The sequence below is a fragment of the Mycolicibacterium baixiangningiae genome (assembly GCF_016313185.1).
GTDB classification, from domain to species: domain Bacteria; phylum Actinomycetota; class Actinomycetes; order Mycobacteriales; family Mycobacteriaceae; genus Mycobacterium; species Mycobacterium baixiangningiae.
This window is the reverse complement of sequence record NZ_CP066218.1, coordinates 1,284,738-1,303,344: the sequence shown is the minus strand read 5'-3', so window position 1 is coordinate 1,303,344 and position 18,607 is coordinate 1,284,738. Positions and strand designations below refer to the sequence as shown.

The following is an 18,607-nucleotide window of genomic DNA, read 5'->3' as shown; positions in this document are numbered from 1 at the left end:
GCATCGCCCTCACGGGTTGCCACCCACATTGGGATTTGGTTAACGTGCCATCTGGTCTTGATAGGTCACATTCTGGTCACGACAAAGGATTCTTCAGGTTGGCAGCGCATCGTTCGTCCAGGTCCCGCGAGGGAGCGTCGACGAACGCCCGCCTGCGCCAGGTGGTTTCGATCCCCGCCGAGCGCGCCGCTGAGATCACCGACATCATCCCGTTCAACGAGTTCGGTGACCTGGCTGATCTCGACTTCCGTGACAGCACCGCCTTCGATCGTGAGGCGCAGGTCATCAGCGCCCCCGAACTCGACGACCTGCACGACACCGACGACCTGATCCCGCTGCGACTGGCCGTCCCCGCGCAGTTCCGCGCCAACGATGCGCCCGCCGCCGGCTCCGCTGTCCCGCGCCGCACCCGCGCCTACCGCGACAGCCACACCGACGTCAGCGACGGGAACGCCGCCACCGGCGTCATCGATCTCCGCGCTCGCCGTGGGGGGTCGCACCGCAAGGACGTCGAAGGCCCGATCAAGAGCCGTCTGGTGATCGCCGCCATGGCCGCGGGCGCGACCGCCGCAGGCGCGTACACGATGACGCAGAACTCCGCCCCGGCGACCACCGACACGGTGCTGGCAGCGGGCTCGACCACGGTCGAGGGTGCATCCATCACGGGCTCTGTCGACGGCATGCAGATCGTGTCGGTTGCCTCGACCGCCAACGCCTCCGTGCACACCGAGGAGATCCAGAAGGCCGCCGCGTTCGCCCAGGAGCGCGCCGAACGCGAGGCGCGCCAGCTGCGCCCCCTGTACGTGATGCCCACGAAGGGCGTGTGGACGTCCGGGTTCGGTTACCGCTGGGGTGTGCTGCACGGCGGTATCGACGTCGCCGGACCGATCGGCACGCCGATCCTGGCCGCCGCCGACGGTGTCGTCACCGACGTCGGCCCGACCGCCGGCTACGGCGCCTGGGTCAAGCTGCGCCACGCCGACGGCACGGTGACGCTCTACGGTCATCTGAACACCTGGTCGGTGAGCGTCGGCGAGCAGGTGATGGCCGGCGACCAGATCGCGACGATGGGTAATCGCGGCAATTCGACCGGACCGCACCTGCACTTCGAGGTGCTGCTCGGCGGTGCGAACCGCGTCGATCCGGTGGGGTGGTTGTCCAAGCGGGGCGTCACCACCGGCAGCTATGTTGGCTGAGTGAGCGCTGCTGACTCGACTGGCCACCCAGACGATCCGGCCCAGGCCACTCAGGACGACCCCAAGACGGGCATCATCCGTCGGCACCCGACCGGCGCGATTCCCGTGCCGTCCAGCGATCCGCCGACCGGCATCATCCGCCGTCACCCGACCGGCGGACTCCCCACGGTCAGCCACGAACCGCAGACCAGCTACATCGAACCGCCTGTGGTCGACGATGGCACACAGACGTCGTACATCCCGCGGCCCCGGCCGGTGGAGATCCCCCGAACGGGGCTGATCGCGCATCCGCGCACCGCGGTCGCCGCGGCGGTGCTCGCGATCCTGTCCGGATGGGCGACGGCGGTCATCGCCACCGATCTCATCGCCGGGTGGTGGCAGACCGACCGGTTGTTCTGCGTGGCCATCGGATTCCTCACGACGATCTCCGCCGCAGCATCGATCGGCGGGCTGGTCATGCTGCTGCTGCGCCGGCGGATGAGCCGCCTGCTGATCGTCGTCGGCTGCGTCATCGGGCTGCTGATCTTCGGCAGCCTGTTCGTCGCCGGGGCGAAGTTCCCGTGGATCGTCTACGCGATCCCCGTGCTGCCGCTGGCGGCGATCGTGCTGACGCTGCTGCCCAGCACCGGACGATGGGCCCAGCCGGGCTAGAGCTTGCTCACCGGCGCGTGGTTGTGCATGAGCTTGACGCGTCCGGCGCTGCCGAAATCGATCAGCGACATAGCCGACTCACCGACCCCGGACACCTCCTCGACGCGGCCCAGCCCGTACTTGTCGTGGGTGATGCGGTCGCCGGGCTCGAGCACGATCAACGGGCGCTTACCCGCACCGGACCGGCCGGGGGCCGGTCGTCGCTGATCTGGTGAGCCGAACCGCCCCGCACCGCTGACCGGTGCGCTGAACGACGGCGTCGGATCGGTGCGCCGCCACTCGATGAGTTCCTGCGGAATCTCGCGCAGGAACCGCGATTCGGGATTGAGCATCGGCTGCCCCCACGACGAGCGCACCTTCGCCCGGCTGAGGTAGAGCCGTTGCCGGGCCCGGGTGATGCCCACGTAGGCCAGTCGGCGTTCCTCGGACAGTTCGTTCGGGTCGCCCAGGGCCCGCATGTGCGGGAACATGCCGTCCTCCCAGCCGGTGACGAACACGACCGGGAACTCCAGCCCCTTGGCGGTGTGCAGCGTCATCATGGTGACGACGCCCGAGCCGTGCTCGGGGATGTCGTCGGCGTCGGCTACCAGTGACACCCGCTCGAGGAACTGGGCCAGCACACCGGTGTCGGGGACGTCCTCGTCGACCGGTTCGTCGAGGTCCTCGGCCAGTGCGGCGGCGTTGGCCCGGTCGATGCTGAATTCGTGCGCGACGCTGACCAATTCGTTGAGGTTGTCCAGCCGTGCGAGGTCCTGCGGATCGTTGGACGCTTCGAGCTCCGCGCGGTAGCCGGTGCGGTCGAGCACCGCCTCGACCAGCTCACCGAGTTCGTCGCCCAGGCGGCCGCGCAGATCGTCGAGCATCTGCACGAAGCTCGTGATGCACTTCTCCGAGCGGGTGTTGAGCATCGGCACCCTGCCCTCGGCCGCGGCCTGAAGGGCGTCGTTGAAGCTGCTGCCGGTGTTCTCGGCGTACACCGCGACGCACGCCTCCGCCCGGTCGCCGATCCCGCGCCGCGGGGTGTTGAGGATGCGGCGCATGCTCACCGAATCACCGGGGTTGTCGAGCACCCGCAGGTAGGCGACGATGTCGCGGATCTCCCTGCGCTCGTAGAAGCGAACGCCGCCGACCACCTTGTACGGGATGCCGGCGCGGATGAACACCTCTTCGAGTGCGCGTGAGTTGTTGTTGGTGCGGTAGAACACCGCGACGTCTGAGTAGTTGTAGCCACCCTGGTCGGCGAGCCGGTCGATCTCACTCGCGACGAAGCGGGCCTCGTCGTGCTCGTTGTCGGCGACGTAGCCGACGATCAGCTCACCTTGGCCGGAGTCGGTCCACAGCCGCTTCTCCCGCCGGCCGGTGTTGCGGGCGATCACCGAGTTGGCGGCGTTGAGGATGGTCTGGGTGGAGCGGTAGTTCTGCTCCAGCAGGATGGTCGTGGCGTTGGGGTAGTCCCGCTCGAAGTCCTCGATGTTGCGGATCGTGGCGCCGCGGAACGCGTAGATCGACTGGTCGGCGTCGCCCACCACGCACAACTCCGCGGGAGGCACCCCGTCGTCCTCGGGGAGGTCGTGGCCCACCAGCTCACGCACCAGCATGTACTGGGCGTGGTTGGTGTCCTGGTACTCGTCGACCAGGATGTGGCGGAACCGGCGGCGGTAGTACTGCGCGATCTGCGGGAAACGCTGCAGCACAGCGACCGTCTCACCGATCAGGTCGTCGAAGTCGAGTGCGTTCGCCGACCGCAGCCGGCGCTGGTACTCCGCGTAGACCTCGGCGATGATGCGGGCCAGGTCGTCGGCGGCCTCCGACGCCTCGGCGGCGGCCTGTTCGGGCCCGATCAGCTCGTTCTTCAGGTTGGAGATGCCGTTGGACAGCAGGCGGGGCGAGTACTTCTTGGTGTCCAGGCCCATATCCTTGCCGATCATCAGCAGCAACCGGCGGGAATCGTCGGCGTCGTAGATCGAGAAGTTCGAGTTCAGGCCGGGCAGCAGTGTCGCCTGGTTGCGCAGGATCCGCACGCAGGTGGAGTGGAATGTCGACACCCACATGGATCGGGCGCGCGGACCCACCAGCCCCACCACGCGTTCGCGCATCTCCGCGGCGGCCTTGTTGGTGAACGTGATGGCCAGCACCTGACCCACACCGACGTCGCGGGCGGCCAGCAGGTAGGCGATGCGGCGGGTCAGCACCGCGGTCTTGCCCGAACCCGCACCGGCCACGATCAGCAGGGGCGAGCCCTCGTGCAGAACCGCCTGGCGCTGCTGGGGGTTGAGGCCGTCGAGCAGCTCCTCGGGCCCGCTGTCGGGCCTGGATCTCGGTTCAGTCACGTTCACACTCATGTCTGCCCCAACTTACCGCCGTGCGGTGACACTCTTTGCGCTGGCACGGCCGCGAGTGGCACACTGACTACCGTGCGTGACACGCAGCGATTTTTCTACGGGTACCGGCCTGCGGTGCCCGTGGTCTAGCTGCTTCCCCAGCCCCGCGGTCCGCTTCCGGATCCGGGGCTCTTCTCTTGTGTGAGGCCCGAAACCGGATGAGACCACCACCCCCACACAACGAGGAGTCCGAGATGAGCATCGAAACAGACCCGTCGCCCGACATCGACGCCCTGCGCCAGGAGATCGACGACCTCGACGCCGCCATCCTCGCGGCCGTGCAGCGGCGCGCCGAGGTCTCCAAGATCATCGGCAAGGTCCGGATGGCCTCCGGCGGCACCCGTCTGGTGCACAACCGTGAGATGAAGGTCATCGAGCGCTACAGCGTGCTCGGCCCGGAGGGCAAGGACCTCGCGATGCTGCTGCTGCGCCTGGGCCGCGGCCGCCTCGGCCACTAGCGATTTCGGCGTGCGCAGTCGCGGTCAGCGCGACTGCGCACGCCGAAATCACCTCGCGGCAGAGAGCGCCTTCGTCAGCCACGGCGTCAGCCATTCGACCGCCTCCGGTGTCGGATGCACGCCGTCGCTGCGCATCTGGATGCCGTCGATCCGGTTGGTGTAGTAGCCGCGGGGTGAGAGCTTCTCGTTGAGGTCGAGCACCGTGACGTTGGGCCGCTTCGCGGTCGCCTCGGCCAGCAGGTCGTTCCATGCGTCGGCGCGGTCCGGATCGTCCTCCGGATACAGGCTGCCGTCGGCCTGTTCGGCCCGCCGGTTGTAGGGCGCGGTCGTCACGACCACGCGCGCGCCCGTCGAACCCAGGATGTCGAGCGCCCGGTCCAGCTCCCCGCGCAGGTAGGCGTCGTACGCCGGGTCGCCGACGTGCGTCCACTCCCCCTCGTTGACGCGGTCGACCAGTTCCCAGCGCCCGACCATCAACAGCACGACGTCGGGCCGGTCATGGCTGATGCGCTGCGCCCAGCGGCTCGGCCACGTCTCGCACTCCGGCTTCTGCGTCAGCGTCTGCCCGGTCGTACGGTAGGGCCCGCCGCGGGCGATGCCGCAGCCGATGGTCGTGTAGTTGGAGAAGTGCAGCCCCGGGGTTTCCGGGAGATACCGCATCAGCGTCCACGCCACCGAATCGCCGAACACCGCGACGCTGCGGGTGCCCGGCGGCCGTTGCACACCCGCGGCGCCGATGGCCACCGGTCGTTCCGGCAGCACCGCCGCGGCCGAGGCGATGTCGAGCGGTCCGCCGGGCGGGAGGTCGTCGGCGGGGTGCACACCGACGGGCACCACCGAGATCGTCACGACGGCGGCCGTCGCGGCGGTGGCCAGCGCGAGCGGAAGCTGCGGCACGGTGGCCGGCCGCCACTGCCGGATCGGCCGTTCCAGCAGCCAGTAGCTCAGCACGGCCACCGAGAGCGTCGCCGCGCAGCGGGCGGCGAACAGCGGCCAGCCCGCCCAGCCGGTGCGTTCGCCGTTGAGGATCAGGAAGATCGGCCAGTGCCACAGGTACACGCCGTAGGAGACGGCGCCCAGCCACACCAGCGGTCGGCAGGCGAGCAGGCGCGCGACCGGACCACGCTGGTCCAGCGCCACCGTGGCGACGACGAGCACCCCCGCGGCCGCCGTCGCGGTGAACAACCCCATCCGGTACTCGGCCGGCGCGCCCGTCGCATAGTGCGCCAGCGCAGCCAGACCGGCCAGCCCGATCACCGACAGCAGCCGGGCCGCCCACCGGCCCCAGCGCCCGCGGATCGGCGAGCCCATCGTGACCGTCGACCAGTCGCGCACCAGCAGGGCGGCCGCGGCAGCGCCGATCAGAAGGGCCTGCACCCGGGTGTCGGTGCCGAAGTAGACCCGGTTGGCCGTCCCGTCGGAGGTCAGCAGGACAGCTGCCGCGGCCGACGCTGACGCGCCGACCACCGCCAGCCCGAACATCCCCCAGCGCACGGCGCGCAGGGTGGGCGCCGAACGGCGAAACGCCAGCACGCCGACGACGGCGACCAGCAGCAGCGGCCACACCAGGTAGAACTGCTCTTCGACGCCGAGCGACCAGGCGTGCTGCAGCGGCGAGGGCGGGCTGCCCTGGGAGAAGTAGTCGGTCTGCTGGGCCACAAAAGCCCAGTTGGCGACCCAGAAGAACGCGGCGACGGCATCCTCGCGCAGGGAGGTGACGGCGTCGGGCGGGAAGAACACCCGCGCCGCGACGACGGCGAGCACCATCGCGAGCAGGGCGGGCAGCAGGCGGCGGGCCCGGCGGATCCAGAACCCCCGCAGGTCGACCCGGCCGGTGCGGCCGAGTTCGTCGAGCAGCAGCGAGGTGATCAGGAATCCGCTGAGGACGAAGAAGACGTCGACGCCGAGGAAGCCGCCCGATACCCCGGGCAGTCCACCGTGATCGGCGAGCACCAGGCCCACCGCGACGGCGCGGATCCCGTCGAGCGCGCGGATCTCACGGCGCCCGGCCGTGCCGCGGCGCGGGTGGCCCGCTACCGGCGCCACCCACCGCCGGCGTGCAGCAACGCGGACCGGCGCCGCAGTCACGGCAGTCACGTCTCCGGCGCCTCCCAAATCTGTTACGAGCAGGGAAGTCTATGGCGGCCGCGACGCCGAATCCGGAAGGCGCACCGCCCTCTTCGCGAGCAGACGCAAAAGTGTCCCGATTCGCGGAAAAACGGGCAGTTCTGCGTCTGCTCGCGCAGAGAAAGTGACCTACTTCGTCAGCGCGATGTATTTCGTGTCGAGGTACTCCTCGATGCCTTCGGTGCCGCCTTCGCGGCCGAAGCCGGACTCCTTGATGCCGCCGAACGGGGCGGCGGCATCACTGATCACCCCGCGGTTCACCCCGACCATGCCGGATTCGATGGCCTCGGCGACGCGCAGCGCACGGTCCAGGGACTGGGTGTAGACGTAGGCCGCGAGCCCGTATTCGGTGTCGTTCGCCGCGGCGATGCCCTCGTCCTCGGTGTCGAATCCGGTGATGGGCGCGACGGGGCCGAACACCTCCTCCTTGAGGATGCGGGCGTCGCCGGGGACGTCGGCGAGCACTGTCGCCGGGTAGAAATTGCCGGGGCCGCCGGGTGCGACGCCGCCGACGGCGACGGTCGCTCCGCGCGACACGGCGTCGGAGACCAGTTCGGTCACCTTCGAGAGCTGCTTGGAATTGATCAGCGGGCCGAGCGTCGACGATTCGTCGAGACCGTTGCCGAGGGTGACCTCGCTCATCCGCTTGACCAGCTTCTCGGTGAACTCCTCGCGCACGGAGTTGGCGACGTGGAAGCGGTTGGCCGCAGTGCACGCCTCACCGCCGTTGCGCATCTTGGCCAGCATCGCGCCGTCCACGGCGGCGTCGACGTCGGCATCGTCGAACACGATGAACGGTGCGTTGCCGCCCAGTTCCATGGAGGTGCGCAGCAGCTTGTCGGCGGACTGTTTCACCAGTGCCTTACCCACGCCCGTGGACCCGGTGAAGGTCAGCTTGCGCAACCGGCCGTCGTCGATGAGCGCCTCGGTGACCGGTCCGGGGCTGCTGGTCGGCAGCACCGACAGCACGCCCTTGGGCAGTCCGGCCTCAGCCATGAGCTTGGCCAGGTACAGCATGGTCAACGGGGTTTCCTGCGCGGGTTTGACGATCATCGTGCAGCCGGCGGCGAACGCGGGGCCCATCTTGCGGGTGCCCATCGCGAGCGGGAAGTTCCACGGGGTGATCGCGTAGCAGGGGCCGACGGGCTGTTTGGTGACGATGATGCGGCCGGTGCCCGCCGGACTGGGCGTGTAGCGGCCGCCGATGCGGACGGCCTCTTCGGCGAACCAGCGGAAGAACTCGGCGCCGTAGGTGACCTCCCCCTTGCTCTCCGCGAGCACCTTGCCCATCTCGAGGGTCATCAACGCGGCGATGTCGTCGGCCTGGGCGGTGATCGCCTCGAAGACCGACCGCAGGATCTCGCCGCGCTGACGCGCCGGGGTGGCCGCCCATTCGGCCTGCACCGCGCACGCCGCGTCGAGTGCGGCGACCGCATCCTCGGCGGTCGCGTCGCCGACGGCGACCAGCACCTCGTCGTTGCTGGGATCCAGCACGTTGAACGTCGACTTCGCCTGGCGTTCCTCACCGCCGATCCACAGGCCGGTGGGAACTGACTTCAGCAGAGCGGTGGTGTCCATAGGTCAATTCTCTACGCCTTCTTTTGCGTTACCGCACTAGGGTTTGGGCATGGATTCCGACGAGCCCCAGATCGCCGACATCGCAGCCACCCCCGCATGGCAGGCGCTCCAGCGCCATCATGATCAAATCGCCGGAACGCACCTGCGGGAGCTGTTCGACCAGGAACCGTCGCGCGGCACGGAACTGACGGTGTCGGTGGGCGATCTCTACATCGACTACAGCAAGCACCGCGTCACCGGGGAAACCCTGCGGCTGCTCGTCGATCTGGCCCGCGCCGCCGACTTGGAGCAACGCCGCGACGCGATGTTCTCGGGGGTGCACATCAACACCTCCGAGGACCGTGCGGTGCTGCACACCGCGCTGCGGCTGCCCCGCGACGCGAAGCTGACCGTCGACGGGCAGGACGTGGTCGCCGACGTGCACGACGTGCTGACCCGGATGGGCGATTTCACCGACCGGCTGCGCAGCGGCGAGTGGACGGGCGCGACGGGTGAGCGCATCACCACCGTCGTCAACATCGGTATCGGCGGCTCGGACCTCGGCCCGGTGATGGTCTACGAGGCGCTGCGCCACTACGCCGACGCCGGGATCTCGGCGCGGTTCGTGTCCAACGTCGACCCGGCCGACCTGGTCGCGAAGCTCGACGGACTCGACCCTGCCACAACGCTTTTCATCGTCGCCTCCAAGACGTTCTCCACGCTGGAGACGCTGACCAACGCGACCGCGGCGCGGCGCTGGCTGACCGACACACTGGGTGACGCCGCGGTGAGCAAGCACTTCGTCGCGGTGTCGACGAACAAGCGCCTGGTCGACGAGTTCGGCATCAACACCGACAACATGTTCGGCTTCTGGGACTGGGTCGGTGGGCGCTACTCGGTGGACAGTGCCATCGGGTTGAGCGTGATGGCCGTGATCGGCAAGGAGCGGTTCGCCGAGTTCCTGGACGGTTTCCACATCGTCGACGAGCATTTCCGCACCGCACCGCTGGACGCGAACGCGCCGGCGCTCCTGGGGCTGATCGGCCTGTGGTATTCGAGTTTCTTCGGCGCGCAGTCGCGGGCGGTGCTGCCGTACTCCAACGACCTGTCGCGGTTCGCGGCGTATCTGCAGCAGCTGACGATGGAGTCCAACGGCAAGTCGGTGCGCGCCGACGGCACCCCCGTCGTCACCGACACCGGTGAGATCTTCTGGGGTGAACCGGGCACCAACGGCCAGCACGCGTTCTACCAATTGCTGCACCAGGGCACGCGGCTGGTGCCGGCCGATTTCATCGGGTTCAGCCAGCCCACCGACGATCTGCCGACCGCTGACGGCACCGGCAGCATGCACGACCTGCTGATGAGCAACTTCTTCGCCCAGACCCAGGTGCTGGCGTTCGGTAAGACCGCCGAGGAGATTGCCGCCGAGGGCACCTCGGCCAACGTCGTACCGCACAAGGTGATGCCCGGAAACCGGCCCACGACAAGCATTCTCGCGACCAAGCTGACGCCGTCGGTGGTCGGCCAGTTGATCGCGCTCTACGAACACCAGGTGTTCACCGAGGGGGTCATCTGGGGTATCGACTCGTTCGACCAGTGGGGTGTCGAGCTGGGCAAGACCCAGGCCAAGGCGCTGCTGCCGGTCCTCACCGGCGACGGTTCGCCCGCCGAACAGTCGGACACCTCGACCGATGCGCTGGTGCGGCGCTACCGAGCGGAGCGAGGTCGATCGGCCTGAGCCGGACTGAGCGAGGTCGCTCAGCCTAGGCTTCGGGGTCTGGCCGGATCCAACCGAGGATCATCGCGGGCAGGCACCCGCCGACCAGCAGCACGGCCAGCGCCATCGACCCGCCGGCATAGGCCATGTCGGTATCCGTGCCGCCGGTGAGGGTTGCGCCGAAGACCAGGTAGAAGATCGGTACGAGCATCAGGTACTGCGTCACGGTCAGACCGATCGAACGCGCGCTGTTGCGTTGCTGCACCTCGTACTCGTCGAGCGCCGCCTGGGGCGCGTCGCCCTGACGGCCGGACACGATCTGGAGCATGGTCCAGGCCGGCAAGAACACCAGGCACGCGGGCAGCCACAGCAGCGGCGCCCAGTCGATCCCGAACGCGCACAACACACTCACCGCGAACATGAAGGCGAACGTCGCGGCGAGCACGATGACCAGGAGTCGACGCCGGGGCTGGCTGCGCCAACCGGGCAGCTTGTTGGCGTAGGCGCGCTCGGTCTTGAGGAATCGGCGGGTGCGGTAGTCCTGGTATCGGTCGATCAGGGTTCGGTCGGCTGGCACGGACGTCTCAGACATCGGGGTCGTCTCCTTTGGCTCGTCGTGTGCTGCGGTAGAGCTCGGCGGACAGCGGGACGAATTCCGTGCGGGAGAACACGGCCTCGACCGGCAGGTTGAAGACGTCGCAGATCCGGAACGCCAGATCGAGGCTCGGGTAGTGGTCTCCGCGCTCCAGCGCGCCGACGGTCTGCGGGTTCACGTCGATCAGATCCGCCAGCTCAGCCCGCGACATGCGCCGCTCGGCGCGCAGGACGCCGATGCGGTTGTGGATCGGAAGCGCCTGGCCCCGTCTCACCGGACTCATACAACGAAGTATTGGGAAAACCCAACGATATGTCAACCGTGGACAACGGCCCAGCGCGCCGGAATTACCCGAACAGTTTGGTCAGCCGCGGCGGCAGCACCCGCATCACCTGCACCAGCGGCGCCCACGGCCACCACGGCACGGCGGCGCGGCCGGACTCCTTCTCGATCACGCGGACCATCGCGGCGACGCCGGTCTCGGTGTCGGTCATGAGCATCGTCGACGCGGACTTCGCGGTCATCTCCGATTCGATGTAGCCGGGTTCGAGGACGGTGACGCGGATCGGCCCCTTCGCGTACTCGGCGCGCAGCGACTCCCCCAGCGAGGACACCCCGGCCTTGCTCGCGGCGTAGGCGGCCTTCACGCCCGGCACACCCTTATTGCCCAGTACCGACGAGATCAGCACGAGATGGCCGCTGCCGGTGTGCTTGAACATCTCGAGCGCCGTCTCGATCTGCACGAGCGCCGCGACGAGGTTGGTCTCGATGGTCGCCTTGTTGGCCCACAGCTTGCCCGAGCCCAGCGGTGCGCCCTTGCCGACTCCGGCGTTGACGATGACGCGGTCGATGCCGCCGAGTTCGTCGGCCAGCGCCGCGAACACCTTCGGCACCTGGTCGTGGTCGTTGACGTCGAGTTCGGCGACCGCGACCGTGATGTTCGGATACCGTTGCGTCAGTTCGTTTTTCAGCTCATCGAGCCGGTCGACGCGGCGGGCGCACAACGCGAGGTCGCGGCCCTTGGCGGCGAACGCCCGGGCCATTCCTGCGCCCAGTCCGGAGCTCGCCCCGGTGATCAGGATTCTCTGGCGGGTCATCCGGGCAGCGTAACGGCAGTGATTTCGGCGTGGTGGGTTGCGCCCAGCGCGACCACACACGCCCAAATCACCACTATTTGAGCAGCCGTGACATCCGCCGGTCGGCGAGCACCTTGCCGCCGGTCTGACAGGTCGGGCAGTACTGGAACGACTTGTCGGCGAACGACACCTCGCGCACCGTGTCCCCGCAGACCGGACACGGCAGCCCGGTGCGTGCGTGCACCCGCAACCCGGATCGCTTCTCGCCCTTGAGGGTGGCGGCCTGCTGCCCCACCGACCGCGACACCGCGTCGGTCAGCACCGAGATCATCGCGTCGTGCAGGCCGCCGAGTTGGGCGGCGGTCAGCTTGTTGGCGGTGGCGAACGGCGACAACTGGGCGACGTGCAGGATCTCGTCGCTGTAGGCGTTGCCGATGCCGGCGATCACCTTCTGATCGGTGATGACGGTCTTGATGCGCCCGCCCTGCTTCGCCAGCAGCGCGCCGAGATCCTCGGCCGTCAGCTCCAGCGCGTCGGGCCCCAGCGTGGCGATGCCGGGCACCAGGGTGGGGTCGTCGACGAGCCAGACCGCCAGGCGTTTCTGGGTGCCCGCCTCGGTGAGGTCGAATCCCGGAGCCGCCCCGGCGGCGACATCGGGCCGAGCCGCCCCGGCGGCGACATCGGGCCGATGTGCCTCCCCGGGCGTGCCGAGGTGCACCCGCAGCGCGATGGGCCCCTTACCGGGTTTCAGGGGTGCGCCCGCCAGCTTGTCCGACCAGCGCAGCCAGCCGGCGCGCGACAGATGGGTGATCAGGTGCAGGTCGCCGGCCTGCAGCCCGAGGTACTTCCCCCAGCGGTGGGCGTCGGTGACCTCGCGTCCATGCAGTGCGGTGATCGGCGGGTCGAATGTCTTGAGCACCGAGAACGCCGACACGTCGACGCGTCCGATCGGCAGTCCGACGGCGTTGCGCCGCAGGTGGTCGGCCAGTGCTTCGACCTCGGGTAGTTCCGGCATGGGTCCAGTGTGCCGGTCAGCGCTTGATCAGACCGCCGCTGAGCAAAGACAGCACCCAACTCACGATCGACAGCAGGATGCCGGCCCAGATCGCCGTCCACCAGAAGTCGTCGATGTAGAGCCCCCAGTGGGTGGTGTGCTCGGTGATCCACGCGGTCAGCCACAGCATCAGCGCGTTGATGACGATGTGGAAGAGCCCGAGCGTGAGAATGTACAGCGGGATCGACATGAGCTGCACGATCGGTTTGACGATCGCGTTGACGAGGCCGAACACCACCGCCACGACGAAGATGATGGCGATCCGCTGCGCCGAGTTGTCGCCGCCGACGAACTCCATCCCCGAGACCAGTTGCGTCACCACCCACAACGCCACCCCGGTGACCGCGGCCCGCAGCAGGAAGCTACCCATGGGCTGATCTTCGCACGGTGGACGGCGGGTTCAGGCGCGGAGCAGATAGGTGTCCATGATCCAGCCGTGCCGGGCCCGCGCCTCCGCGCGCATCATCACGATCCGCTCCCCCACCTCGCCGACGGTGCCCGACACCAGCAGCTCGTCATCGGTGCCGAGATAGGCGCCCCACCAGATGCGGGTCTGCGGGGGCGTCTCGGTGAACGCGCAGTCGCCGTCGAGCATCACCACCGCGGAGCCCGCCAATCCCTGTTCGCGCAGTCGCCGCCCGGTGGTGACGAGCACGGGTTCGCCGACGTCGTTGAGCGGGATCCGGTGCCGCGCGGTGAGCGCCTGGATCGCGGTGACGCCGGGGATGACGTCGTGGTCGAACTCGACGTGGCCGGCCACCCGGTCGAGAATGCGCAGCGTGCTGTCGTAGAGCGACGGGTCGCCCCAGGCGAGGAACGCGCCGACACCGTTTTCGGGCAGTTCGGTGCGGATCGCCTCGGCCCACAGCCGCGCCCGCGCGGTGTGCCATTCGTCGACGGCCTGGCGGTAGTCACCGGTCTTCGCCCTGACCGGGTCGGGCAGTTCGACGAAGCGGTAGCCGGGTTCGCGGATGAACCGTTCGCAGATCAGGCGGCGCAACGCCACCAGATCGTCTTTCGCCTCGCCCTTGTCCATGGCGAAGAAGACGTCGGTGTCGTTGAGCGCCGCGACCGCCTGAACGGTCACGTAGTCCGGGTCACCTGCACCGATGCCGATGACATGGATCCGTCGGGTCACGCAGGCGAGTATGTCAGCCGTCGTCGCGACCCCGGCTGCGGCGCAGGGCCTTGGCCCGCTTGACGTCTTCCTCGATCGCGGCTTCCTTCTTCTCGATCACGCGGGTGTCGCGCGGCGGGAGCTGGAGTTCGCGCTCGGCGGGCAGTCCGGCCTGGAGCTGGCGGCCCCGTTCCAGTTCAGCGTCCAGTTCCGCGCCGAACAGCAGCGCCAGGTTGGTGATCCACAGCCACAGCAGGAAGACGATGACGCCGGCCAGAGCCCCGTAGGTCTTGTTGTAGCTGCTGAAGTTCGCGACGTAGATCCCGAAGATCACCGAGGCCAGGACCCAGGTGAGGATGGCCAGGCCGGCACCGATGCTGATCCACCGGAACTTGGGTTGCTGCACGTTGGGGGTGACGTAATAGAGCACGGCGACGGCGATGACGACGAGCAACAGGATCACCGGCCATCGTCCGATGCTCCAAACGGTCACCGCCGCTTCGCCGAGACCGATTGCGTTGCCCATGGCCTCGGCCACCGGCCCGCTCACCGCGAGCATGAATGCCACCAGGGCTGCCCCGAGCAGTGCGGCGAAGGTGAGCACCAGCTGAAGGGGCCGCAGCTTCCACACCGGCCGGCCCTCGTCGACCTCGTAGATCCGGTTCATCGCCCGGCCGAACGCGCCGACGTATCCCGAGGCCGACCAGAGCGCGGTGAGGATGCCGATCACGAGAGCAAAACCCGCAGAGGGGGAATCGACCAGTTGCTCGATCGTCGGACGCAGGGTGTCGACGGTCGATGCCGGCGCGATGTCCGAGACGATGTCGAGTAGCGCGTCGGTGGTCCGGCGGCCCTGGCCGAAGACACCGAGCAGCGACACCATCACCAGCACCGCGGGGAACAGCGACAGGACGGCGTAGTACGTCAACGCGGCGGCGAGGTCGGTGCACTGGTCGTGGCCGAACTCACGGGCGGTCTTGCGCAGCACGTACATCGTCGACGGCTTGGTCAGGTCGGTCGGCGAATCCGGCTTACGCGCGTCGTCCGGATCGGGTGCGCGGTCTTTCGTAGACGCATCTTCGGCCATGCGTGGTCGATACCCGAGCGGCCGTGTCCCAAAACCGGGACACATGTATCCGGTACCCGGAGTATTGACACGCCGTGGACGCCTCCCTACCTTCAGAAGTGCCAACGAAGGGACGTCGACGATGACAACCTCGGCCAGGACCGGCACCGCCCGCCGCAGGCAGGAATTCTCCGAACGCCTGCTCAAGGGATCGGTCAGGAAGTCTTACGCCCCGATCGTCGATATCGACTGGGACGCTCCACTCGAACCGGACAAGTTCTTCCTGCCACCCAAGGTCGTCTCAATCTACGGAACACCGCTGTGGGACACCATGACCCGCGAACAGCGGATCGAGTTGTCCCGCCAGGAACTGGTCAACACCCTTTCGGCGGGGATCTGGTTCGAGAACATCCTCAACCAGGCCCTCCTGCGCAAGATGATGCACCAGGATCCGACCGCACACGCCACCCACTACGAGCTGACCGAACTCGGTGACGAGGCCCGGCACATGGTGATGTTCGGCAAGGCCATCGCCAAGGTCGGCGCCAGGCCCGTGCAGCCGAAGCGGTACCAGCGGATGATCATCAACCTGCTGCCGCTGACGTTCCGCGGCTCACTGCTGTGGGTGGCCGCGCTCGTCGGCGAGGAGATCTTCGACTCGCTGCAGAGACAGATGATGGACGACCCCGAACTGCAGCCAGTCGTCCAGCGCCTCATGAGAATTCACGTCGCCGAGGAGGCGCGCCACATCCAGTTCGCGCGCGACGGGGTGCGCAGGCGGGTGCCGCACATGCGCCGGTTCACCAAGATGTGGGTGGCCAACATCAACGGCGTCGGCGGATTGTTCTTCCGGCGCCTGTTCACCAATCCGGTTCCGTATCACCGGGTCGGCCTTGATCCCGGTCAGGCGCGGCAGATGGCGCGCACCAGCCCCCATCGCCGCGAGGTCCAGGTCCTGGGGTTCGCATCGCTGGCGGCGTTCCTCGACGAGTCCGGGTTGATGGGCCCGATCTCCCGGCGACTGTGGCGGCGCAGCGGATTCCTGTGAGTACCACCGTGTTCGATGCCATCGCGATCGGCGTTCCTGATGCGGTTCGTGTTCTGCGCGATGCGGGGATCCCCGCTGTCGCGGAACTGCCGGACCCGGCCGCGGTCACCCGAACGTTCGACGACGCCGAGCACACGTGGTCGGTGCAGACGGCAGAGGACACGGTCCGGGGGCGCATCGTCGTCTCGGCGGAGGCGCCGGGTGGCCCGCTGCCGGCCTATCTCGGTGTCGCCGCGCACGGGTTCCCCAACCACTTCACCATCTCCGGGCCGGGACGGATCCGCGTGCACAGGTGGCGCTACGTGGTCGGTTGTCTGCACGTGATGGCCGAGGCGCAGGCCACCCGCATCGAGGTGCGCCACCGTACACAGCGCACCGCCGACGTGCGCGAGCGGACGGGCCGGTGGTACTGGCGGAGGATGAGGCGGCAGATCCCGTCGGTGTTCGATCTGGACTCGCAGATCGGCGTCGAGGACGAGGTGTACGACGGTCCCGCGTTGGTCACCCTCGCCGGGTCCACGCAGATCCGACGGGTGCGGTTGTCCGGGCACCTCGATCCGGTCGACGGCCGGTACCACTGGCGCGGAACAGTTTTCGGCGAACTGCCGAACCGTAGGCATACGGAGCCGGTCACCGTGGCCGTCGACGGATCGAGCGCCGAAGGGCGGATCGGCGAGCCGACACCGTGGGGCCACGCGATCACCGGTGTCGGCGCCCCGCCGTTTCCCGTCGACGACGTCGTCGTGCACGTGCCTGCCCGCTGATCGTCAATCCTGTTCGTGGCGGCGCTGATCGGCCACCCGCTCGCCGAGCGCGTTCTGGCCCTCCCGGTCGAGCGCATCGCGCACCTTGTCGGTCTTGCTGTCCGGCATCAGGGGCGGCAGCAGCGGGGTCCCGGCATCGACCACCGCTTCGATGACCGTCGGACGGTCCGCCGCGAACGCCCTCGCCCACGCGTCACCCGCATCGGCCGAATCGGTCAGCCGGATGCCGTGCAGCCCCAGCAGTTCGGCGTAGTCGGCGTACGGGAACCGCGGCACGTCCTGGGATGCGGCGAAACGCGGATTGCCCTCCATCTCACGCTGCTCCCACGACACCTCGGTGAGGTCCGCATTGTTCAGCACCAGCACGACGAACCGCGGATCCTGCCACGACGGCCACATGTCGGCGATGGTGATGAGCTCGAGCAGCCCGCTCATCTGCATGGCCCCATCACCGACCAGCGCGACCACCGGCCGTTGCGGCGCATCGAGTTTGGCGGCCACCCCGTAGGGCAGCGCGCAACCCATCGAGGCGAGGTAACCCGACAGGTGGGCGGGCACACCCGGCGGTAGGCGGAGGTGCCGCGCGTACCAGTAGGTGGACGAGCCGGTGTCCACCGCCACTCGCGCATCGGCGGGCAGGTGATCGGACAGCGCCCGCACCACGGCCTCGGGGTTGGCGTCGGTGGTCTTTACGGCGGCCCGTCGGGCGGCGTCCTCGTCCCACCGCTGCCGCCACTGGTGCACCTGCTCCTGCCAGCGACGGTCTGTCTTTGGTTCGAGCAGTGCCGACAGTGCCGAAAGCGCCTGTGCCGCTTGCCCGATCACCGGCGCTTCGACAGGGTACTTCGCGCCGACCACGCGCGCCTGGATGTCGATCTGGACCGCCCTGGCCTGACCGGGCGCCGGGTAGAACTCCGTCCACGGATCGTTGGAGCCCACGATGAGCAGCGTGTCGCAGTTGGCCATCAGCTCCGCGCTCGCGGTGGTGCCGAGGTGACCCATCACACCGGTGTGCCACGGCTCGCCCTCGTCGAGCACCGGCTTACCCAGCAGCGACGTCGTCACCCCGGCCCCGAGCGTCTCTACGACCTGTGCGATCTCGGCGGCGCCACCGGCGGCGCCGCGGCCCACCAGCAATGCCACCCGCTCGCCGGCGTTGAGCACCTCGGCCGCTACCCGGATCTGTTCGTCGGGCGCGATGATCCGGGCCTGGGCGCTGACCGCCGTCGACGGCACCACTCCGTGGCTGTGCTCGAGATGCTCGGGCATCTCCATCTGCTGCACGTCGTGCGGGATGATCAGGCAGGTCGGCGTCGACGTGGCGATCGCGGTGCGCATCGCGTTGTCGAGCGCCATCAGGGCCTGTTCCGGCGCGAACAACGTCTGCACGTACTGGCCGCACACATCCTTGAACAGCGTGTGCAGGTCGACCTCCTGCAGATAGCCACTGCCCAGCGCGGTCGAGACCACCTGCCCGACGATCGCCACGACGGGTCGCTTGTCGAGTTTGGCGTCGTAGAGACCCGCCAGCAGGTGGATGGCGCCGGGGCCCTGGGTGGCCATGCAGACGCCCACCCGGCCGGTGTACTTGGCATGGCCGCACGCCATGAACGCCGCGAATTCCTCGTGCCGGGTCGAGACGAATTCCGGTGCGCCGGAACGTTGCAGCGCTCCCAGCAACGTGTTCACGCCGTCGCCCGCGTACCCGAACACCCGGTCGGCGCCCCAGTCACGCAGCCGGGCCACCAATGCATCAGCCACAAGATCGGTCATGGCCGGGTCATACCCGCCGAACCGGGC

General features: G+C 68.5%; 17 protein-coding genes. 6 read left to right on the top strand and 11 right to left on the bottom strand.

Annotated elements, in window-relative coordinates; translation table 11 throughout:
- Positions 1-98 precede the first annotated feature (98 nt).
- Together I7X18_RS06145 and I7X18_RS06140 are read left to right on the top strand one after the other, a co-directional pair.
- Positions 99-1,196, top strand: a complete 1,098-nt coding sequence (locus I7X18_RS06145) for a M23 family metallopeptidase (RefSeq protein ID WP_193044079.1) — start codon at positions 99-101, stop codon at positions 1,194-1,196.
- Entirely contained in the window at positions 1,197-1,847 is a 651-nt protein-coding gene (locus I7X18_RS06140; RefSeq protein WP_193044080.1) for a hypothetical protein, read from the top strand. It begins immediately after the preceding gene.
- Here the strand turns inward: I7X18_RS06140 and pcrA are convergent.
- On the bottom strand, positions 1,844-4,189 hold the full coding sequence (gene pcrA, locus I7X18_RS06135; protein WP_193044081.1) for a DNA helicase PcrA: 2,346 nt from the start codon (positions 4,187-4,189) through the stop codon (positions 1,844-1,846). The two genes, I7X18_RS06140 and pcrA, sit on opposite strands and share 4 nt — an antisense overlap.
- 197 nt (positions 4,190-4,386) lie before the next feature.
- On the opposite strand from pcrA, the gene I7X18_RS06130 reads away from it, so the two are divergent.
- Positions 4,387-4,686 (top strand): chorismate mutase, encoded by a 300-nt coding sequence (locus tag I7X18_RS06130; protein WP_193044082.1) that lies wholly within the window; start codon positions 4,387-4,389, stop codon positions 4,684-4,686.
- A 48-nt stretch (positions 4,687-4,734) separates the two neighbouring features.
- Here I7X18_RS06130 and I7X18_RS06125 read toward each other — a convergent pair whose 3' ends face one another.
- Complete coding sequence (locus I7X18_RS06125) at positions 4,735-6,783, bottom strand: SGNH/GDSL hydrolase family protein (protein ID WP_193044083.1); 2,049 nt, start codon at positions 6,781-6,783, stop codon at positions 4,735-4,737.
- Between the two features lie 159 nt (positions 6,784-6,942).
- The gene (locus I7X18_RS06120) at positions 6,943-8,391 is read right to left on the bottom strand and encodes an NAD-dependent succinate-semialdehyde dehydrogenase (RefSeq protein ID WP_193044084.1); all 1,449 of its coding nucleotides are present in this window, start codon (positions 8,389-8,391) and stop codon (positions 6,943-6,945) included.
- A 49-nt stretch (positions 8,392-8,440) separates the two neighbouring features.
- Between I7X18_RS06120 and pgi the strand changes: the two genes are divergently transcribed.
- Positions 8,441-10,108, top strand: a complete 1,668-nt coding sequence (gene pgi / locus I7X18_RS06115) for a glucose-6-phosphate isomerase (RefSeq protein ID WP_193044085.1) — start codon at positions 8,441-8,443, stop codon at positions 10,106-10,108.
- 25 nt (positions 10,109-10,133) lie between these two features.
- Here pgi and I7X18_RS06110 read toward each other — a convergent pair whose 3' ends face one another.
- The 7 genes from I7X18_RS06110 to I7X18_RS06080 form a co-directional block, all read right to left on the bottom strand.
- On the bottom strand, positions 10,134-10,679 hold the full coding sequence (locus tag I7X18_RS06110; RefSeq protein WP_193044086.1) for a hypothetical protein: 546 nt from the start codon (positions 10,677-10,679) through the stop codon (positions 10,134-10,136).
- Positions 10,672-10,965: a helix-turn-helix transcriptional regulator gene (locus tag I7X18_RS06105; RefSeq protein ID WP_193044087.1), complete on the bottom strand. Its 294-nt coding sequence runs from the start codon at positions 10,963-10,965 to the stop codon at positions 10,672-10,674. The genes I7X18_RS06110 and I7X18_RS06105 overlap by 8 nt, the downstream gene beginning before the upstream one ends.
- A 64-nt stretch (positions 10,966-11,029) precedes the next feature.
- Positions 11,030-11,779 carry an SDR family oxidoreductase gene (locus tag I7X18_RS06100; RefSeq protein WP_193044088.1) on the bottom strand — a complete coding sequence of 250 codons (750 nt, stop codon included), beginning with the start codon at positions 11,777-11,779 and terminating at the stop codon, positions 11,030-11,032.
- Positions 11,780-11,852: 73 nt separating this feature from the next.
- A complete protein-coding gene (locus I7X18_RS06095; protein ID WP_193044089.1) occupies positions 11,853-12,773 on the bottom strand; it encodes an Fpg/Nei family DNA glycosylase in 921 nt (306 codons plus the stop codon).
- Between the two features lie 16 nt (positions 12,774-12,789).
- A complete protein-coding gene (locus I7X18_RS06090) occupies positions 12,790-13,182 on the bottom strand; it encodes a phage holin family protein (protein ID WP_193044090.1) in 393 nt (130 codons plus the stop codon).
- 30 nt (positions 13,183-13,212) lie between these two features.
- Positions 13,213-13,950 (bottom strand): precorrin-6A synthase (deacetylating), encoded by a 738-nt coding sequence (gene cobF / locus I7X18_RS06085; protein ID WP_193044091.1) that lies wholly within the window; start codon positions 13,948-13,950, stop codon positions 13,213-13,215.
- 13 nt (positions 13,951-13,963) lie between these two features.
- Positions 13,964-15,016: a YihY/virulence factor BrkB family protein gene (locus I7X18_RS06080; RefSeq protein WP_193044092.1), complete on the bottom strand. Its 1,053-nt coding sequence runs from the start codon at positions 15,014-15,016 to the stop codon at positions 13,964-13,966.
- A gap of 121 nt (positions 15,017-15,137) precedes the next feature.
- Between I7X18_RS06080 and I7X18_RS06075 the strand changes: the two genes are divergently transcribed.
- Entirely contained in the window at positions 15,138-16,043 is a 906-nt protein-coding gene (locus I7X18_RS06075) for an AurF N-oxygenase family protein (RefSeq protein WP_193044093.1), read from the top strand.
- Positions 16,040-16,807 carry a DUF4873 domain-containing protein gene (locus I7X18_RS06070; RefSeq protein ID WP_193044094.1) on the top strand — a complete coding sequence of 256 codons (768 nt, stop codon included), beginning with the start codon at positions 16,040-16,042 and terminating at the stop codon, positions 16,805-16,807. The genes I7X18_RS06075 and I7X18_RS06070 overlap by 4 nt, the downstream gene beginning before the upstream one ends.
- 3 nt (positions 16,808-16,810) lie before the next feature.
- Here I7X18_RS06070 and I7X18_RS06065 read toward each other — a convergent pair whose 3' ends face one another.
- On the bottom strand, positions 16,811-18,580 hold the full coding sequence (locus I7X18_RS06065; RefSeq protein ID WP_193044095.1) for a thiamine pyrophosphate-requiring protein: 1,770 nt from the start codon (positions 18,578-18,580) through the stop codon (positions 16,811-16,813).
- Positions 18,581-18,607: the final 27 nt, after the last annotated feature.

Coding starts and splice junctions, on each gene's coding strand:
- pcrA (WP_193044081.1), bottom strand. CDS start 4,189: ATGAGTGTGAACGTGACTGAACCGAGATCCAGGCCCGACAGCGGGCCC.
- I7X18_RS06130 (WP_193044082.1), top strand. CDS start 4,387: ATGAGACCACCACCCCCACACAACGAGGAGTCCGAGATGAGCATCGAA.
- I7X18_RS06120 (WP_193044084.1), bottom strand. CDS start 8,391: ATGGACACCACCGCTCTGCTGAAGTCAGTTCCCACCGGCCTGTGGATC.
- pgi (WP_193044085.1), top strand. CDS start 8,441: ATGGATTCCGACGAGCCCCAGATCGCCGACATCGCAGCCACCCCCGCA.
- I7X18_RS06110 (WP_193044086.1), bottom strand. CDS start 10,679: ATGTCTGAGACGTCCGTGCCAGCCGACCGAACCCTGATCGACCGATAC.
- I7X18_RS06105 (WP_193044087.1), bottom strand. CDS start 10,965: ATGAGTCCGGTGAGACGGGGCCAGGCGCTTCCGATCCACAACCGCATC.
- I7X18_RS06100 (WP_193044088.1), bottom strand. CDS start 11,779: ATGACCCGCCAGAGAATCCTGATCACCGGGGCGAGCTCCGGACTGGGC.
- I7X18_RS06095 (WP_193044089.1), bottom strand. CDS start 12,773: ATGCCGGAACTACCCGAGGTCGAAGCACTGGCCGACCACCTGCGGCGC.
- I7X18_RS06090 (WP_193044090.1), bottom strand. CDS start 13,182: ATGGGTAGCTTCCTGCTGCGGGCCGCGGTCACCGGGGTGGCGTTGTGG.
- I7X18_RS06080 (WP_193044092.1), bottom strand. CDS start 15,016: ATGGCCGAAGATGCGTCTACGAAAGACCGCGCACCCGATCCGGACGAC.
- I7X18_RS06075 (WP_193044093.1), top strand. CDS start 15,138: ATGACAACCTCGGCCAGGACCGGCACCGCCCGCCGCAGGCAGGAATTC.
- I7X18_RS06065 (WP_193044095.1), bottom strand. CDS start 18,580: ATGACCGATCTTGTGGCTGATGCATTGGTGGCCCGGCTGCGTGACTGG.